This is a genomic window from Sphingobium sp. Ant17 (assembly GCF_000588875.1).
Classification (GTDB): Bacteria; Pseudomonadota; Alphaproteobacteria; order Sphingomonadales; family Sphingomonadaceae; genus Sphingobium.
In genome coordinates, this window is sequence record NZ_JEMV01000014.1 from 56,399 (window position 1) to 71,467 (window position 15,069).

General features: G+C 61.7%; 15 protein-coding genes. 10 read left to right on the forward strand and 5 right to left on the reverse strand.

Annotated features, from left to right (window positions below; translation table 11 throughout):
* Positions 1-9: 9 nt before the first annotated feature.
* From BF95_RS08560 to BF95_RS08570, 3 genes are read right to left on the reverse strand one after another with little or no spacing between them, the layout of a single operon-like run.
* On the reverse strand, positions 10-1,425 hold the full coding sequence (locus BF95_RS08560; protein WP_043150834.1) for an efflux transporter outer membrane subunit: 1,416 nt from the start codon (positions 1,423-1,425) through the stop codon (positions 10-12).
* Positions 1,412-2,584: an efflux RND transporter periplasmic adaptor subunit gene (locus BF95_RS08565; RefSeq protein WP_043150836.1), complete on the reverse strand. Its 1,173-nt coding sequence runs from the start codon at positions 2,582-2,584 to the stop codon at positions 1,412-1,414. The genes BF95_RS08560 and BF95_RS08565 overlap by 14 nt, the downstream gene beginning before the upstream one ends.
* The gene (locus BF95_RS08570) at positions 2,577-5,753 is read right to left on the reverse strand and encodes an efflux RND transporter permease subunit (protein ID WP_043150837.1); all 3,177 of its coding nucleotides are present in this window, start codon (positions 5,751-5,753) and stop codon (positions 2,577-2,579) included. The genes BF95_RS08565 and BF95_RS08570 overlap by 8 nt, the downstream gene beginning before the upstream one ends.
* Before the next feature lie 244 nt (positions 5,754-5,997).
* On the opposite strand from BF95_RS08570, the gene BF95_RS08575 reads away from it, so the two are divergent.
* The 4 genes from BF95_RS08575 (at position 5,998) to BF95_RS08585 (ending at position 9,469) form a co-directional block, all read left to right on the forward strand.
* Entirely contained in the window at positions 5,998-7,290 is a 1,293-nt protein-coding gene (locus BF95_RS08575; RefSeq protein ID WP_043150839.1) for an NAD(P)/FAD-dependent oxidoreductase, read from the forward strand.
* 6 nt (positions 7,291-7,296) lie between these two features.
* The gene (locus BF95_RS28200) at positions 7,297-8,079 is read left to right on the forward strand and encodes a hypothetical protein (protein ID WP_200866912.1); all 783 of its coding nucleotides are present in this window, start codon (positions 7,297-7,299) and stop codon (positions 8,077-8,079) included.
* 80 nt (positions 8,080-8,159) lie between these two features.
* The gene (locus tag BF95_RS28205; protein WP_200866913.1) at positions 8,160-8,735 is read left to right on the forward strand and encodes a 5'-nucleotidase C-terminal domain-containing protein; all 576 of its coding nucleotides are present in this window, start codon (positions 8,160-8,162) and stop codon (positions 8,733-8,735) included.
* Positions 8,736-8,839: 104 nt separating this feature from the next.
* Positions 8,840-9,469: a peroxiredoxin gene (locus BF95_RS08585; RefSeq protein ID WP_043150841.1), complete on the forward strand. Its 630-nt coding sequence runs from the start codon at positions 8,840-8,842 to the stop codon at positions 9,467-9,469.
* 36 nt (positions 9,470-9,505) lie between these two features.
* Here BF95_RS08585 and BF95_RS08590 read toward each other — a convergent pair whose 3' ends face one another.
* The gene (locus BF95_RS08590) at positions 9,506-9,886 is read right to left on the reverse strand and encodes an ArsR/SmtB family transcription factor (protein WP_043150842.1); all 381 of its coding nucleotides are present in this window, start codon (positions 9,884-9,886) and stop codon (positions 9,506-9,508) included.
* Entirely contained in the window at positions 9,883-10,542 is a 660-nt protein-coding gene (locus BF95_RS08595; protein WP_043150871.1) for a peroxiredoxin, read from the reverse strand. The genes BF95_RS08590 and BF95_RS08595 overlap by 4 nt, the downstream gene beginning before the upstream one ends.
* Before the next feature lie 116 nt (positions 10,543-10,658).
* Between BF95_RS08595 and BF95_RS08600 the strand changes: the two genes are divergently transcribed.
* The 6 genes from BF95_RS08600 to BF95_RS08620 are packed head-to-tail and all read left to right on the forward strand — an operon-like array spanning position 10,659 to position 14,923.
* On the forward strand, positions 10,659-11,567 hold the full coding sequence (locus tag BF95_RS08600) for an MBL fold metallo-hydrolase (RefSeq protein ID WP_051519925.1): 909 nt from the start codon (positions 10,659-10,661) through the stop codon (positions 11,565-11,567).
* Entirely contained in the window at positions 11,567-11,998 is a 432-nt protein-coding gene (locus BF95_RS08605) for a YeeE/YedE family protein (protein WP_043150843.1), read from the forward strand. The genes BF95_RS08600 and BF95_RS08605 overlap by 1 nt, the downstream gene beginning before the upstream one ends.
* Positions 11,998-12,435: a DUF6691 family protein gene (locus BF95_RS08610; protein ID WP_200866918.1), complete on the forward strand. Its 438-nt coding sequence runs from the start codon at positions 11,998-12,000 to the stop codon at positions 12,433-12,435. The genes BF95_RS08605 and BF95_RS08610 overlap by 1 nt, the downstream gene beginning before the upstream one ends.
* Before the next feature lie 21 nt (positions 12,436-12,456).
* Positions 12,457-13,578 carry a TIGR01244 family sulfur transferase gene (locus tag BF95_RS08615; protein ID WP_327195437.1) on the forward strand — a complete coding sequence of 374 codons (1,122 nt, stop codon included), beginning with the start codon at positions 12,457-12,459 and terminating at the stop codon, positions 13,576-13,578.
* Positions 13,579-13,632: 54 nt separating this feature from the next.
* Positions 13,633-14,103, forward strand: coding sequence for a hypothetical protein (locus tag BF95_RS30650; protein WP_327195438.1), 471 nt, complete (start codon positions 13,633-13,635; stop codon positions 14,101-14,103).
* Between the two features lie 43 nt (positions 14,104-14,146).
* On the forward strand, positions 14,147-14,923 hold the full coding sequence (locus BF95_RS08620; RefSeq protein WP_043150876.1) for a sulfite exporter TauE/SafE family protein: 777 nt from the start codon (positions 14,147-14,149) through the stop codon (positions 14,921-14,923).
* The last annotated feature ends 146 nt before the right edge of the window (positions 14,924-15,069 follow it).

Consider the following 15,069-nt stretch of genomic DNA (forward strand, 5'->3'; position numbering starts at 1 on the left):
GTATCCGTATCAGCCACCGGCTGGTTCGACCCTGTCCGTCCCGCCGCCAAGCGCGCGAACAAGGGTGATCGCTGCCCGCTGCCGCGCTGTCTGCACAGTGATGAAGGCCTGTTGCGCAGCCAGGGCGGCAGTTTGTGCGGTAACGACTTCCAGATAGTCCGCCGCGCCATCGCGATAACGGTCCAACGCCAGTTCTTCCCCGCGCGCAGCGGCCTGCGCGGCCCGCCGCCGGTCGGCTTCCTCGGCCGCCAGCGCCGCGTTGCTGGCCAGCGAATCCTCTACTTCCTGGAAGGCATTCAGCACTGTTTCGCGGTAATTGGCGGCGAGGATGTTGTATTCCGCCTCGCTGACGGCAACCCGCGCCCGCTGCCGCCCGCCATCAAACAGGTGGAGCACCGCCGACAATGGTCCCAGCGCCCAATATCCGGTTGGGGCGCTGACAAGGGGCGCACCACTGGCCTGAAAACCACCGGCCAATGCCAGATCGATGCGGGGGAACCGGGCCGCCTTCGCCACGCCGATGCGGGCATTGGCAGCAATTAGCCGCCGCTGTGCCCCGGCAATGTCAGGTCGCCGTTCGAGCAGGGTGGATGGCAGGCCCGGCGCAATGGTGGGCAAAGCCCCAATGCTATCGGCGGGGGCGACGGCAAATTGCCCGGGTATCATGCCAATCAGTGTTGCGATGCGGTTTTCCAGCGTCGCCCGGCGTGCCGCGATCTGCCGGAACAGCGCTTGTGCATTGGCGAGTTGCGTCTGCGACCGACTGCGATCCACGCCCGATGCGATGCCGCCTTCATGGCGGATGCGGATCAGTGCGTCTGACGCTTCGTAAGCGTCGACTGTGCGGCGCAGCAGGGCACCTTCCCGGTCAAGTCCACGCAACTGGAAATAGGCATCCGCCAGCGCGCCATGAAGGCTGAGGCGGACGGAGGCGAGACTGGCCGCTTCGACTCCCGCGTCCGCTTCGCTAGCCCGGATGCTGTCGCGCACCCGGCCCCACAGGTCGATTTCATAGTTCAGCGCACCGCCCAGAATATATTGGTCCGCCGTTATCGGAACGCCGGGACCGATGGGCCGTCCAGCGGAAAGCCGTTCGCGCGAAATGGCCGTGCGGGCATCCAGCGTGGGGACAAGATCCGACCCCGCAAGGCGCGCCTCCGCCCGCGCGCGGTCAAGCCGGGCTACTGCTGCGGCAAGGCTTGGGCTGCCCTCGTCCGCCCGCGCGATCAGGTCGTCCAGTACAGGGTCGTCGAAATCACGCCACCATTGCCCTCGCGGCTGCCGATCCGCCGGCGCGGCATCCTGCCAGCGTGCGCCATATTTGTAACTTTCCGCCACCGGCGTGGCCGGAATATTGAGTGGCGGCGCCATGGAACAGCCCGCCATCAACAGCAAGGCGGGCGCGGCGAGGTTAATTCTGCGCATTGGCAGTACCTTTCCCCCGGTTGCGGACGATGCGAACCCGATCGCCTTGTGACAGCGCTTCTGGAGGAGTGGCGATCACGCGGGCCTGCGGGGTCAGGCCGGAAGCGATCTGCACGCTGGCGCCATCGTCCCGTCCGATCATAACCTGGCGCATCGTCACGCGCCCTTCGCGATCGACCAGCCCCACCATCGTTCCCTTCGGTGTGACAATCAGCGCACTGGCAGGCAGTGTTACGGCGGTGCCCGCCGCCATGGGGATGGCCACTTCGGCATAGCCGCCCGGCTTCAGCCGCTGGCCAGTATTGTTCACCTCGAACTCGGCCAGTACCGTGCCCGATGCCCGGTCCACCGCACCTGCTGTGCGTACCAGTGCGGCGTCGAAACGCTCGCCCGGATATTCCGGTACGGTCAGACTGGCCACCACGCCCCGCGTCAGCTGTCCTGACAAGGCCTGGGGCACACGGACGCGCAGGCGCAGTCGGCGGTCATCTGCAATGGTGAACAGGGGGCTGGCCGCGCCGTTGCCCGCATTCACCAGGGCGCCTATTTCCGCGTTGCGGCTGGTCACCCGGCCTGCAAAAGGTGCCACAACACGGGTGAAGCCGAGTGTGGCGCGCAATCGTTCGACATTGGCACGGGCCGAACTGGCAAGGGCCGTTGCCGCCGCTAGCCGCCCGCTCTTTTCATCGGTTTCCTGTTGCGATACCGCGTCCTTCGCGCGCAGCGCGTCCCAACGTACGGCCGTAGTTTGCGCCAGTCCACGGTTGGCTTCTGCCGTGCGCAGGTCCGCTTGCGCCTGTGCCAGTTGTTGTTTCACCTCCGGCGCGTCCAGCACGGCCAGAACCTGCCCCGCACGCACATGATCGCCAATATCGACCAGTCGCTGCGCCACATAGCCGCTGGCGCGAGCATGGATGGCGGCTTCGTTATCTGGTTCCAACATGCCGGGTAGATGAATTGCGCCTGCTTCCGCCGGTTGTGGGTGCAAGACATTGACGGTCGGCAATGCATTGGCGCGGGCGAATTCCGCTTGTTCGGTATGGTCCGCATTGCGGGCAACGATGCCGCCACCCACCAGCAGCGCAATGCCAACAACTGCCGCCGCACCATAAAGGCGGCCCTTTCGCGATGAAGTCCGTGATGGGGTGGGATCAGACATGGCTCGGTTCCAGTTCGATAGTGCGGGTTTTCGGGGCGCCCTTGCGGTGGGCCAGCGCGAAGAGCGCGGGCACCAGCACCAGCGTGGCGATTGTGGCGAACGCCAAACCGCCGATCACCGCCCGGCCCAGCGGCGCGTTCTGTTCCGCCCCTTCGCCCAGGGCCAGCGCCATGGGCGACATGCCGATGATCATTACCAGCGCGGTCATCAGCACCGGGCGCAGGCGCACCATGCCCGCTTCCAGTGCGGCCGTTGCAGCATTGCCCGTTTCCGCCAGCCTTTCGCGCGCGAAACTGACGACGAGGATGGCATTGGCAGTGGATACGCCCATTGCCATGATCGCGCCGATCAGTGCCGGTACGGACAAAGTGGTGCCGGTCAGGAACAGCATCCACGCAATGCCTGCCAATGCGGCGGGCAACGCGCCGATGATTACAAGCGGATCGATCCAGTTCTGGAAGTTCACCACGATCACCAGATAGATCAGCACGATCGCCGCGATCAGGCCGAATGCGAGGCCGGTGAAGGCTATGTTCATCGTTTCATATTGGCCGCGCAGTGTGACGGTGGATGCTTTCGGCAGGTCCTTTTCCAGCGCGACGATGGCGGCGTTCACATCGGTCGCAACTGCACCCAGATCACGCCCTTGCGTGGTGGCATAGATGTTGATGACCGGCTGAATGTCATATTTGCTGACCACGGACAGTGTGTTGCCGCGCGTGATCCGTGCGACACCGCCAAGCGTTTGCGATGCTGCATCGACGCTGCCTGCGACCGGCAGCGCGGCCAGATCGGCGACGGAGCCTACGTCCCGTTCCGGCAATTGCGCCACGACAGGATAGGACACGCCGTTTTCCGGGTTGAGGTAGAATACGGGCGAGCTTTGCGCCGTACCGGCAAGCGCAGTGCCAAGGCTGGCCGTCACATCCCGCTGGCTTAGGCCATATTGCGCGATGCGTGCGCGGTCGACATCGACATTCAGTTGGGGATAGCGGGTCGATTGCTGAATGCGCGCGTCGGCCAGCCCCGGAATCTGCCGCACGCGTTTCAACAGTTTTTGCGCATATCGCTGATTTTCCGGGATGTTGCGCCCGCGTATCTGGATATCGAGAGGGGCTGGCGATCCGAAATTGAGAATCTGGCTCGTCATGTCTGCCGGCAGGAAAGCAAAATCGACGCCTGGGAATTTGAGCGGTAACTGGTGGCGCAATGCATGCACATATTCATTCGTATCCCCGTGATCCTTTGACAAAGTGATCAGGATATCGCCTTCATTAGAGCCGACCGTGCCGGAATTGGCATAAATATTGTTCAGCGCCGCCAGAGAGATGCCAATATTATCGACCATCGTTTCGATTTCCGCATCGGGGATCACGCTGCGGATATGTTGTTGCACCTGCGCGAAAGTGGCGGAACTCTGTTCGATCCGCGTCCCCGCAGGCGTCCGCACATGCAGGGCGATTTGACCGGCATCCACCGCCGGGAAGAAGTCCCGACCAAGCAACGGCACCAGCGCCAGCGACAGAAGCATGACGCTTAGAAAGACCATGGCAAAGCCGCGGCGAACATCCAGCACGCGGCGCAGCAACTGGCCATAACGCGCGCGCATCCGCTCGAACCATTGGTCGAACCCGCGCTGAAAACGAACGAATATATTGCGCGTTGGGCGGGTCTTTGCTTCCTCATCATGCGGGTGCAGCAGGAACATCGCCATGGTCGGCACCAGCGTGCGGGCGAGCACGAAGGACGTGAGCAAGGCGAATATCACCGCCAGCGCCAGCGGCACGAACAGGAAGCCCGCAATGCCGGGCAGAAAGAACATCGGCACGAAAACGATGCAGATGCTCAGCAACGCGACCAGTGCCGGTTTCACGATCTGTGCCGCACCATCCAGGATGGCAGCGATCACGCTCTTGCCTTGTTCCAGATGCCAGTTGATGTTTTCGATCGTGACAGTGGCATCGTCCACCAGAATGCCGATCGCCAGCACCAGCCCGCTCAGCGTCATCAGGTTCAGCGTGTGGCCCACCGCGCCCAGACCGGCAATGGAACCCAGGATCGCCAGCGGGATGGCCGTGACGATGATGATGGTCGATCGCCACGATCCAAGGAAAAGCAGAATCATGAGCGAGGTCAGTAGGGCAGCGAGAGCGCCTTCGGTCACCACCGACGAAACCGCCGCTTTGACCAGTTCTGACTGGTCACCTATTGCTGTCACTTTCAGCGTATCGGGCAGGCCTGCCAGCGCCTGCGGCAGGCGCCGCTTGATCCCGTCGACAATGGCGAGTGTGGATGCGCTACCGCTTTTAAGCACGGTCATCAAAGCGGATCGCTGCCCATCCACATGGACCACGTTGATCTGCGGTGCGGACCCGTCGCGCACCTGTGCGATATCGCGCATCAGGATGGTGGCGCCGTCCACCACCTTCACCGGCAGATTGTTCAGTTGCTCGACCGATGCCGGGGCGTTGTTCAGGCGGACATTATACTGCAGGTCGCCGATTTTGGCGAAGCCGACCGGGCTGATTTGCGTCTGCGCGGTCAGCGCGTTCGCTACGTCTTGCGCAGAAAGGCCACGCGCCTGCAACGCGGCCGGATCAACATCGATCTGCATCTGGCGCTGCTTCCCGCCAGAAGGGAATGGCATGGCTACCCCGGGCACCGTGACTAATAGCGGACGGACCTGGTTCAATCCCAGATCGAATAGCTGCTGTTCGCTCAAGCCCTTTCCCGACAAGGCCAGTTGCAGGATGGGCACGGTCGAGGCGTCGTAATTGACGATCATGGGCGGGGTGATGCCCGGCGGCAGCTGGCGCAGGATGGTTTGCGAAATGGAGGTGACCTGTGCCGTGGCCGTGCGGATGTCGACGCCCGGTTGGAAATAGATCTTCACCACTGCGACCCCGTTCAGGGACTGGCTTTCGATCCTCTCGATATCGTTGACCGCATTTGTCAGCACGCGTTCATACGGCGTGACGATGCGCCCGGCCATGTCCTGCGGGGACAGGCCGGTATAGGTCCATGCCGTCGCAATCACCGGCACGCCGATGCGCGGGAAGATGTCCACCGGCATCCGCAGGATAGACAATACCCCAATGCCGAAGATCATCACGGCCATCACGATAAAAGTCAGCGGTTTCGTCAGCGCGGTGCGCACTAGCGCGATCATCGTTCGCCGCGCCCTGATGAATTGGTCATGGTTTTGAGCCTCCCGTCGGGGAGGTCAAAAGCGGCACTACCTTAAGGCAGGCTTATGCCAGAACTATAAATTTGCTGCCGCGCAGCGCGGATCTTGCCGCATCCGCGAGTGGTAAGGATGCCTTAAGCTGCAAGGCTATCATGCGGGGCTGCAACGCGCGCGCGATATTCGTTGTACTAACGTATCGCCACCCGCGACGGCCAAGGAGATTACTATGCCACACTATGATGGTCGCCCCCATGTCCTCATTCTTGGCGGCAATTTTGCCGGGTTGGCCTGCGCACAGAAGGTGCGGCAATATGTGGGGGACAAGGCGCGCATCACCGTAATCGATCGCAAAAGCTATCTGCTGTTCATTCCCAACATCCCGGCTGACGTGTTCGAAGATCGCAACCCAGCGCTGCACCAGCGGATGGATCTGGTGCCCATTCTGGCAAAGGATGAGATCGATTTTATCCATGGGGAAGTCACTGCTGTCGACATCGCAGCGCGCAATGTAACCTTCAGGCCCGCAGAACGGGGTGGCGCCGAAGATCATGTCGAACATTATGATTATGTCATCTTCGCACTGGGTGCCCGGCTTGCTTATGACCGGATCGAGGGTTTCGCCGAGCATGGCCACACCGTCAGCGACCTGTATCACGGGGAGCAGCTGCGCCGCTATCTCAACACCCGCTACGCAGGCGGCCCGATCGCGATCGGATCGGCAAGGTTCCACCAAGGGGACGGAGCTGACGGTCTGGAACCCTATCCCGGCGGATCGATCCCGCGGGCGCTTGCCGCCTGTGAAGGGCCTCCCGTCGAGGTCATGATGTCGATGGCGACCTGGCTCAAGGATCGGAAACTTGGCGGCCCCGAAAACGTCACTGTCTTTACGCCAGCCCCCATGATCGCGGAAGACGCAGGCGAGGATGTCGTCAAACAACTCCTGACACTCGCGACCAAGATGGGCTTCAACTACTGGAACAACACGCAGGATATCACGCGACTGACGGCCGACGCCATCGAGTTTGCCGATGGCCGCACCTTGCCGGCAGAGGTGAAGATCATTTTCCCCGACTGGGTAGCGCACGACTTTGTCAAAGGCCTGCCTGTCAGCGATTCCGAAGGGTTTATCAAAACCGACCTGCTGATGCGCAACCCTGACCACCCCGAAGTGTTCGCCTGTGGCGATTGCGCCGCTGTTACGGTGCCCAAATTGGGCGCCATCGGACATCAGCAATCAGACATCATCGGGCTTCAACTTGGCAAGATTTTCGGCACCGTGGATGCCGAAAAGGCTGACGTTCCGCTGAAGCCCGAGGTGCTGTGCATCGGCGATATGGGCGATGGGAAGGCGTTCTGGATACATTCCAACAGCTGGTTCGGCGGTGACCGCCAAATATTGAAGATGGGGCGCGTGCCCTATTTTCTGAAAATGCGATATCGCGACATGTTCTTTGCCGCAGATGGCAAAGTGCCCGCATGGGGACTGGATGCCGCAGCGCTGATCGCGGAAGGGGTTTGAGCCGCCATGACAAACCTGACCATTTTGCAACTGAATGATCTGCACGGCTATGTGGAGCCCCATTCCGAACTGCGGCGCGATGCGCATGGCGATTTCCAGTTCGCGCAGATGGGTGGGCTGGCGCGAATCAAGACTCTGTTCGACCAGGCACGGCAGGAAAATCCCGGCGGAGTGATCGCGCTGGATAATGGCGACACGTTCCACGGCACCCATTTCGCCGTGCAGGATCGGGCACGGGCGATGGTGCCACTGATCAACGCGCTGGGCTTCGACGCGATGACGCTACACTGGGAGTTTGCCTACGGCCCGGAACGTGTGGCTGAGATATCGAGCGAGCTGGCCCACCCTATGCTCGCTGCAAATATCTTCTGCGAAGACAGTAGCGAATTGTTTATGCCGCCCTCGACCATCATCGAACGCAACGGGGTGCGGATAGGCATTGTCGGCCTAGCCTGCCCGATTGTGGACAAGACGATGCCGCCATCTTTCAGCAAGGGGCTTCGCTTTGTCACGGGCAATGCCGAACTGCCCGGCCATATTGAACGGCTGCGGCAGGATGCCGATCTGATTGTGGTCCTGTCCCACCTCGGTTTTCCGCAGGATGTGCAACTGGCCAAGGACGTGGCCGGAATCGACGTGATCGTCAGCGGCCACACCCATAACCGCATGGAAAACGCCGTCGTCGTCAATGGAGCGATCATCTTCCAGTCTGGCTGTCATGGCTCCTATGTCGGGCGGCTCGATCTGGATGTTTCGGAAAATGGCATTCAGGCTGGCGCCATCGCCTGATACCCGTCGATGACAGCGTTGCGAGCGATCCGGGCCTGGCGGATGCTGTCGCCGCGGCTCTCGCAAGCGAAAGGCAGTCGATGAGCGAGGTCGTCGGGCACACGGACGTCGCGCTGCATCGGTATGCGATGCTCAACAGTCCGATGGATGACCTGTTGCTCGAAGCTATTGCCGAGGCAGCGGGAACGCCGATCGCCTTTTCTAATGGCTGGCGTTACGGCGCACCGATCGCGCTTGGACCGATCACGATGAACGACCTTTGGAACATGGTGCCGGTGGACCCACCTGTTTCGGTTGTGGACGTTACCGGCGCGGAAATCCGCGAAATGCTGGAGGAAAATCTCGAGCGAACCTTTGCGTCGGATCCGTATGAGCAGATGGGCGGCTATATCAAAAGGATGCGCGGCGTGCGGCTCGTCTTCAAAGCGGAGAATGATAAAGGCCGCCGTATTGACCGACTATATATCGACGGCGCTCCGATTGAGGAATCTGCTCGCTACACCGCCGCTTTTATTACTGCCCAAGGTGTCCCAGCGAAATTCGGCGCTAACCGGCGTAAACTGCCTATCTCGGCGATTGACGCTCTGCGTCGAAGGCTTGCGAGACCATGGCTTGGGGCCGATGGCGCGGAAAGCTCAAGCACTGAACTCATATAATTGCGCATATTCATATACACGATCACAGAAAGTTATATATTATGTTGGTCGCTTTCGGTATCCTGCGGTAGGTGTCTGTTATCGCAACCCCGAAAGGACCCGACATGAGCCTGCACATTGGCGACATCGCACCCGATTTCACCGTCGATACCCAGAACGGCCCCATCAGCCTGCACGAATGGGCCGGGGAATCCTGGGTCTTCTTCTTCAGCCACCCGGCCGATTTCACGCCGGTCTGCACGACCGAAATGGGCCGCACAGCCCAGCTTGCCGATCAGTTCGAGGCCCGCAACGTCAAACCGCTCGGCCTGTCGACCGACACTGCCGACGAGCATCGCAAATGGATCGAGGATGTCAACGACACCCAGAACACCAACCTGACTTTCCCCATCGTCGCTGACGCGGATCTGTCGATCGCCAAGATGTATGACATGATCCACCCCGATCAGAGCGCGACCGCAGCGGTGCGATCGGTCTTCATCATCGATCCAAAAAAGAAGATCCGGCTGACAATGACCTATCCGATGAGCGTGGGACGTAACTTCGATGAGATATTGAGGGTGATCGATGCGCTGCAACTCGGCGACGCCAAGCGTATCGCGACTCCGGCAGACTGGCAGAAGGGTAAGGAAGTGATCATTCCTCCCTCGATCAAGGATGACGAGGCACGCGCCCTCTTCCCCCAGGGCTGGACCGAGCATCGCCCTTATCTGCGCACCGTATTGGTGGACTGAGAGTTTGATGCTGCGAGGCTTTTGAGCCTCGCAGCATCATTTACGTGGCGTGATCCGCGCGAACATGGCCGCCCCCCCGCCAGCCTGCGGTCGGGCCGCGACCGCGTCTGCACGGGATATGGCTACCGTCCCCGCATAGGCATCAAGCAGCGCGCTGACTTCAGCGATACGGGCCTGGTTGATTCGATAGAAAACCAGCTTTGCCTCGCGTCGTGTATGCACAAGGTCGGCCTTTCGCAGAACACCGAGCTGTTGGCTGAGGCCGGGCTGCACCACATTGGCTAAATGTTCGATCTCGCCGACCGAGCGCTCGCCATCTATGAGCGTGCGCAGCAGGGAGAGGCGCACCGGATGTGCAAGCGCCCGAAGCAAATCCGCCGCGGCCTCGAGATCAAGCGTCGCGATATCCGCCATCATGCCTGATCCTTGATCGGCGTGTAGAACCAGTCGGTGCCGGCGGGCGCTGCCAGCACGTCTGCGACATCGTGGCTTGGGACCGCGAGCAGATCACTGCCTGGCATCCAACCTTCCGGCGCCAGAGCCGATCCATCATGGACACGCTGAAGCGCGGCGACGAGGCGCAGCATCTCCTCCACGGAGCGCCCGACGCTGGCCGGATAGCAGGTCGATGCCCGCAATATCCCGTCCGGATCGAGGAAATAGGTCGTCCGCACCGCGCTGGCATCCATCGCGTTTGGGCCGACCATTCCATAGGCGCGCGCGATCTCCAGCGTCGGATCTTCGATGATCGGGAAGTCCACGACGACATCGAACCGATCGCGGATCGCGCGGATCCAGGCGAGGTGGGAAAACAGGCTGTCGACCGACAGTGCCATAAGTTCGCATCCCAGTGTCGCAAACCGGTCATGCGCGCGCGCAATCGACACAAACTCGCTGGTGCAGACCGGCGTGAAATCCGCCGGATGCGAAAAGAGCGCAAGCCAGCGTCCTCGGAAATCTGAAAGTGACACCTGGCCACGGGTCGAGCGCGCGGTGAAATCCGGCGCTTCCTCGCCAAGGCGCAACGCGGAACAGGAGGGGAGTTCAGAAGCCAAATCGAACCTTTCATTCATGCTGATCGACATTGTCATCAATCTCGTCGGTTGACGCAACCATAATACTCGATTATTTGAACCGTGTAAGTGAGAAAGTTTGGAGAGTCGAGATGGACCACCCTGATGAGCCGCTCATGCTCGCAGCGCAGATTGTAACGGACACCCGCGCCGGCGAAATACCCGCGCCAGTTGTGCGCTCTTTCTTTGACGAGGCGACATTCACTGCAAGCTATGTGGTGCATGATCCGGTGACCCGCGCCGCAGCGATTATCGACAGCGTGCTCGATTTTGATTCTGCATCAGGCCGCACCGAGCACGGCTCTGCGCAGGCCATCATCGACTATGTCCAGGCTGAAGGACTGAAAGTCGAATGGCTGCTGGAAACGCATGCCCACGCAGATCATCTGTCCGCCGCGCCGTTCCTCCAGGAAAAGCTCGGCGGCAAGCTCGCGATCGGTCGCGCAATCACGACAGTCCAGAGCGTATTCGGCAAAATCTTCAATGAGGGCACGCAGTTCGAGCGTGACGGGTCGCAGTTCGACCATCTGTTCGATGACGGCGACAGGTTCGCGGTCGGGTCGATTCCTGCGGTCGCGCTGCACGTGCCGGGGCACACGCCCGCCGACCTGGCCTATGTGATCGGCGATGCTGTGTTCACCGGCGATACGCTGTTCATGCCGGACTATGGCACCGCCCGCGCGGATTTCCCCGGCGGCGATGCGCGAATGCTTTATCGCTCCATCCGCCGTCTGATGGATTTGCCGCGTGAAACGCGCACTTTCCTTTGCCATGATTACAAGGCGCCGGGCCGCGACGACTTTGTGTGGGAAACCACGATCGGCCAGGAACGCGATTCCAATGTCCATGTCCATGTAGGCGTGGGCGAGGACGAATTTGTCGAGATGCGCACTCGGCGTGACGCGACGCTGGGGATGCCGCGGCTCATCCTCCCCTCGATACAGGTGAACATGCGTGGCGGGCATCTGCCCGAGCCAGAAGAGAATGGCACGCGCTACCTCAAGCTTCCGCTGGACGTGCTGTGATGCCTGATTATGCGATGCCGGGGCAGGGGCTGATCGGTGGCCTGATGATCGGCGTGGCGGCTGCCATCATGCTGCTGGGCGCGGGCCGCATCGCCGGCGTCAGCGGCATGGCGGCGCGAGCGATCGGGCTGGGCAGCGGCGCACCGCGCTCGCTTGCGCTGGCATTCATCATCGGCCTGCCCCTCGGCGCGGCACTTGTCGCATGGGCGGCGGGACCGATCCTGTCACGCTTCCCCATGAGCATGGCAACGCTCGCGGTCGCAGGGCTCGTCGTCGGCATTGGTACGCGGCTTGGGTCGGGCTGCACGTCCGGTCACGGCGTATGCGGCATGTCGCGCCTGTCGAAGCGATCCATCGTTGCGACATTCACCTTCATGGCGACGGGCTTTGTGACTGTGGCAATCGTCAATGCGGTTGGAGGTAGCTGGTGATGCGCGGCGTGATCGGCCTTGTCTCTGGCCTGTTGTTCGGCGCGGGCCTCGCCGTGTCGGGCATGATGGATCCCGTGCGGGTCCGCAGCTTCCTCGACCTGTTTGGTGCCTGGGATCCCACCCTTGCCTTCGTCATGGGCGGCGCGATGATCCCGATGGCAATCGCCTGGCTGATCCAGCGGCGGATGGCGGCGCCAGTTGCCGATGCCGATTTTCATCTGCCCGACACCGATCCAATCACGCCGCGCCTGCTCGGCGGCTCTGCCTTGTTCGGCATCGGCTGGGGGCTGGGCGGCCTTTGCCCAGGCCCGGCGCTGGCCGCATTTGCCATCAACCCTCCGGCAGCCGCGGTTTTTACTGCTGCGATGGCGGTCGGCTTCGCGATCGTCTGGGCGCTTGATCGCCCGTCGGGACCACGAACGCCGGTCCACGCCTGAACTTAAGAAAGGAGAGGTTCGATGAATCCCCATAAGCTCGACGAAAAGCTGCTCGTTTGTGGCCAGATTACCCCGGAAGACATTGACCAGGCCGCATCTGCTGGCGTCCGTCTGATCATCAACAACCGGCCTGATGACGAAGAGCCCGGCCAACCTCTCTCAGCCGACCTGAAGGCAAAGGCTGACGCGCTCGGCATTGCCTATCGTCATATTCCCATCAGCGGTGGCAATTTCGACGAGGCATCTGTTGCGGACTTTGGCGATGCGCTGGCCTCTGCCGATGGCCTGACCCTCGCTTTCTGCCGGACAGGAACCCGCGCCACGACGCTCTGGGCATTGTCCCAAGCCGGATCGCGCCCGACCGCAGCCATCCTGAGCGCGGCAAATGCAGCTGGCTATGACCTGTCGCAATTGCGCGGCCGGATCGAGACCGCATCGGCCAGCAGCCCCAATGGCCCCGCGACCGATCGACCCGCCGCCCGCTATGACGTTGTCATTGTCGGCGGGGGTGCAGGCGGCATCGCGACGGCGGCATCGATCCTCAAGCGGGATTCCAAGCTTTCGGTGGCGATCATCGAACCGCGTACGGAGCATTATTATCAGCCCGGCTGGACGATGGTCGGTGCAGGCGTGTTCGAACCGAAATCAACTTGCCATTCGATGGCGTCAGTGATGCCCAAGGGTGTCACCTGGATCAGGGAAGCCGTGCAAAGCTTTCAGCCCGAACAGGATCAGGTGACGACAGCCAATGGCCGCGCGATTGGCTATCGCGCGTTGGTTGTCGCGCCGGGCAATGTGCTCGACTGGGACGCGATCGACGGGCTGGCGGCAACGCTGGGCCAGAACGGCGTGACGTCCAATTATCGCTACGACACAGCGCCCTATACTTGGGAGCTGGTACGCAATCTGCGGGAAGGCGTGGCGCTGTTCACCCAGCCGCCGATGCCCATCAAATGCGCCGGCGCGCCACAGAAGGCGATGTACCTGTCGTGCGACAACTGGCTTGAACGCGGCGTCCTGAACAACATCGATGTTGCCTTCCACAATGCGGGCGGCGTGCTGTTCGGCGTGAAGGACTATGTCCCCGCGCTGATGAGCTATGTCGAGCGGTACGGCATCGACCTCAATTTCGAATCCACCTGATCGCGGTCGATGGCGCGGCAAAGACCGCGACCTTTCGCGAAAAAGACGGGCGAAGTGACGCGCGCGTTCGACATGATGCATGTGACCCCGCCCCAGATCGCGCCGCGTTTCGTTGCGGACAGTCTGCTGGCGGACAAGGCAGGCTATGTCGAGGTCGATCAGGTGACGTTGCAGCACGTCGGCTATCCTAATATCTTCGGCCTTGGCGATGGTGGCTCCACACCCAATGCCAAGACCGCCGCCGCGGCTCGCAAACAGGCGCCGATCGTGGCGGTCAATCTGCTGTCGGTACTTAAGGGTGGAGAGCCGGTTGCCGGTTATGACGGCTACGGCTCCTGCCCGCTGACCGTCGAGAAGGGCAAGATCGTCCTTGCCGAGTTCGGCTATGGTGGCAAGCTCATGCCGAGCTTCCCAAAATGGCTGATCGATGGAACGCAGCCTGCGAGGCTGTCCTGGCTGCTCAAGTCCGAGGCGCTGCCGTGGATTTATTGGAACGGCATGCTCAAGGGTCATGAGTGCTGGTGAAGCCGCAACCGATCGAACGCGTGCGTCAGGCGGCGTGATCACCATGCTCGAACCCCTGCAATATGTGCTGGGCCTCCTGTCAGGCTCGCTGGTCGGCTTCTCGCTGGGACTGGTTGGCGGCGGCGGCTCGATCCTCGCCGTGCCGCTGATGGTCTATCTGGTCGGTGTATCCAGCCCGCATGTCGCGATTGGCACGTCGGCGCTGGCGGTCGCCGTCAACGCCGCGACGGGGCTGGCCAGCCATGCACGCGAGCATACGGTCAAATGGCGCTGCGGCGGCATGTATGCCGCGGCAGGTATCCTTGGCGCGCTGGGCGGGTCGACGGTCGGAAAGGCGTTCGACGGACAGAAGCTGCTGTTCCTGTTCGCCCTGGTGATGATCGTCGTCGGCATACTGATGCTGCGCGGGCGCAAAGCGCTGGGCATCCCGGGTGCCCAATGTAATCGTGAGAATGCGCCCAAAGTTCTGGGCTATGGTCTGGGCACCGGCATCTTCTCGGGCTTCTTCGGCATCGGTGGCGGTTTCCTGATCGTCCCCGGCCTCGTTGCATCGACCAGCATGCCGATTATCAACGCGGTCGGAACCAGTCTCGTCGCGGTAACGGCATTCGGCCTGACGACAGCCGCCAACTACGCATTTTCCGGGCTGATCGACTGGGTGCTGGCTGGCGTGTTCATCACTGGTGGCATCGCTGGCGGGTTCATCGGCACAATCGCCGCCAAGCGGCTATCCGGGACCGGAACGCTGACAACCGTGTTCGCGGTGCTGATCTTCGTCGTCGCGGCCTATATGCTCTGGAAGAGCGCGGCGGCCCTGTGACCGCGATCCCCGACAAGGAACGCCGCTGCCAGGCGATCGCCGCGCTGATCGCATCCGGGCAAGGCGTTTGCATCAGTTGCCGACAAATCGGTATATCCGAAAAGACATTCAATCGCTGGCGGCGCGCACAGCGCGCAGCTTTACCG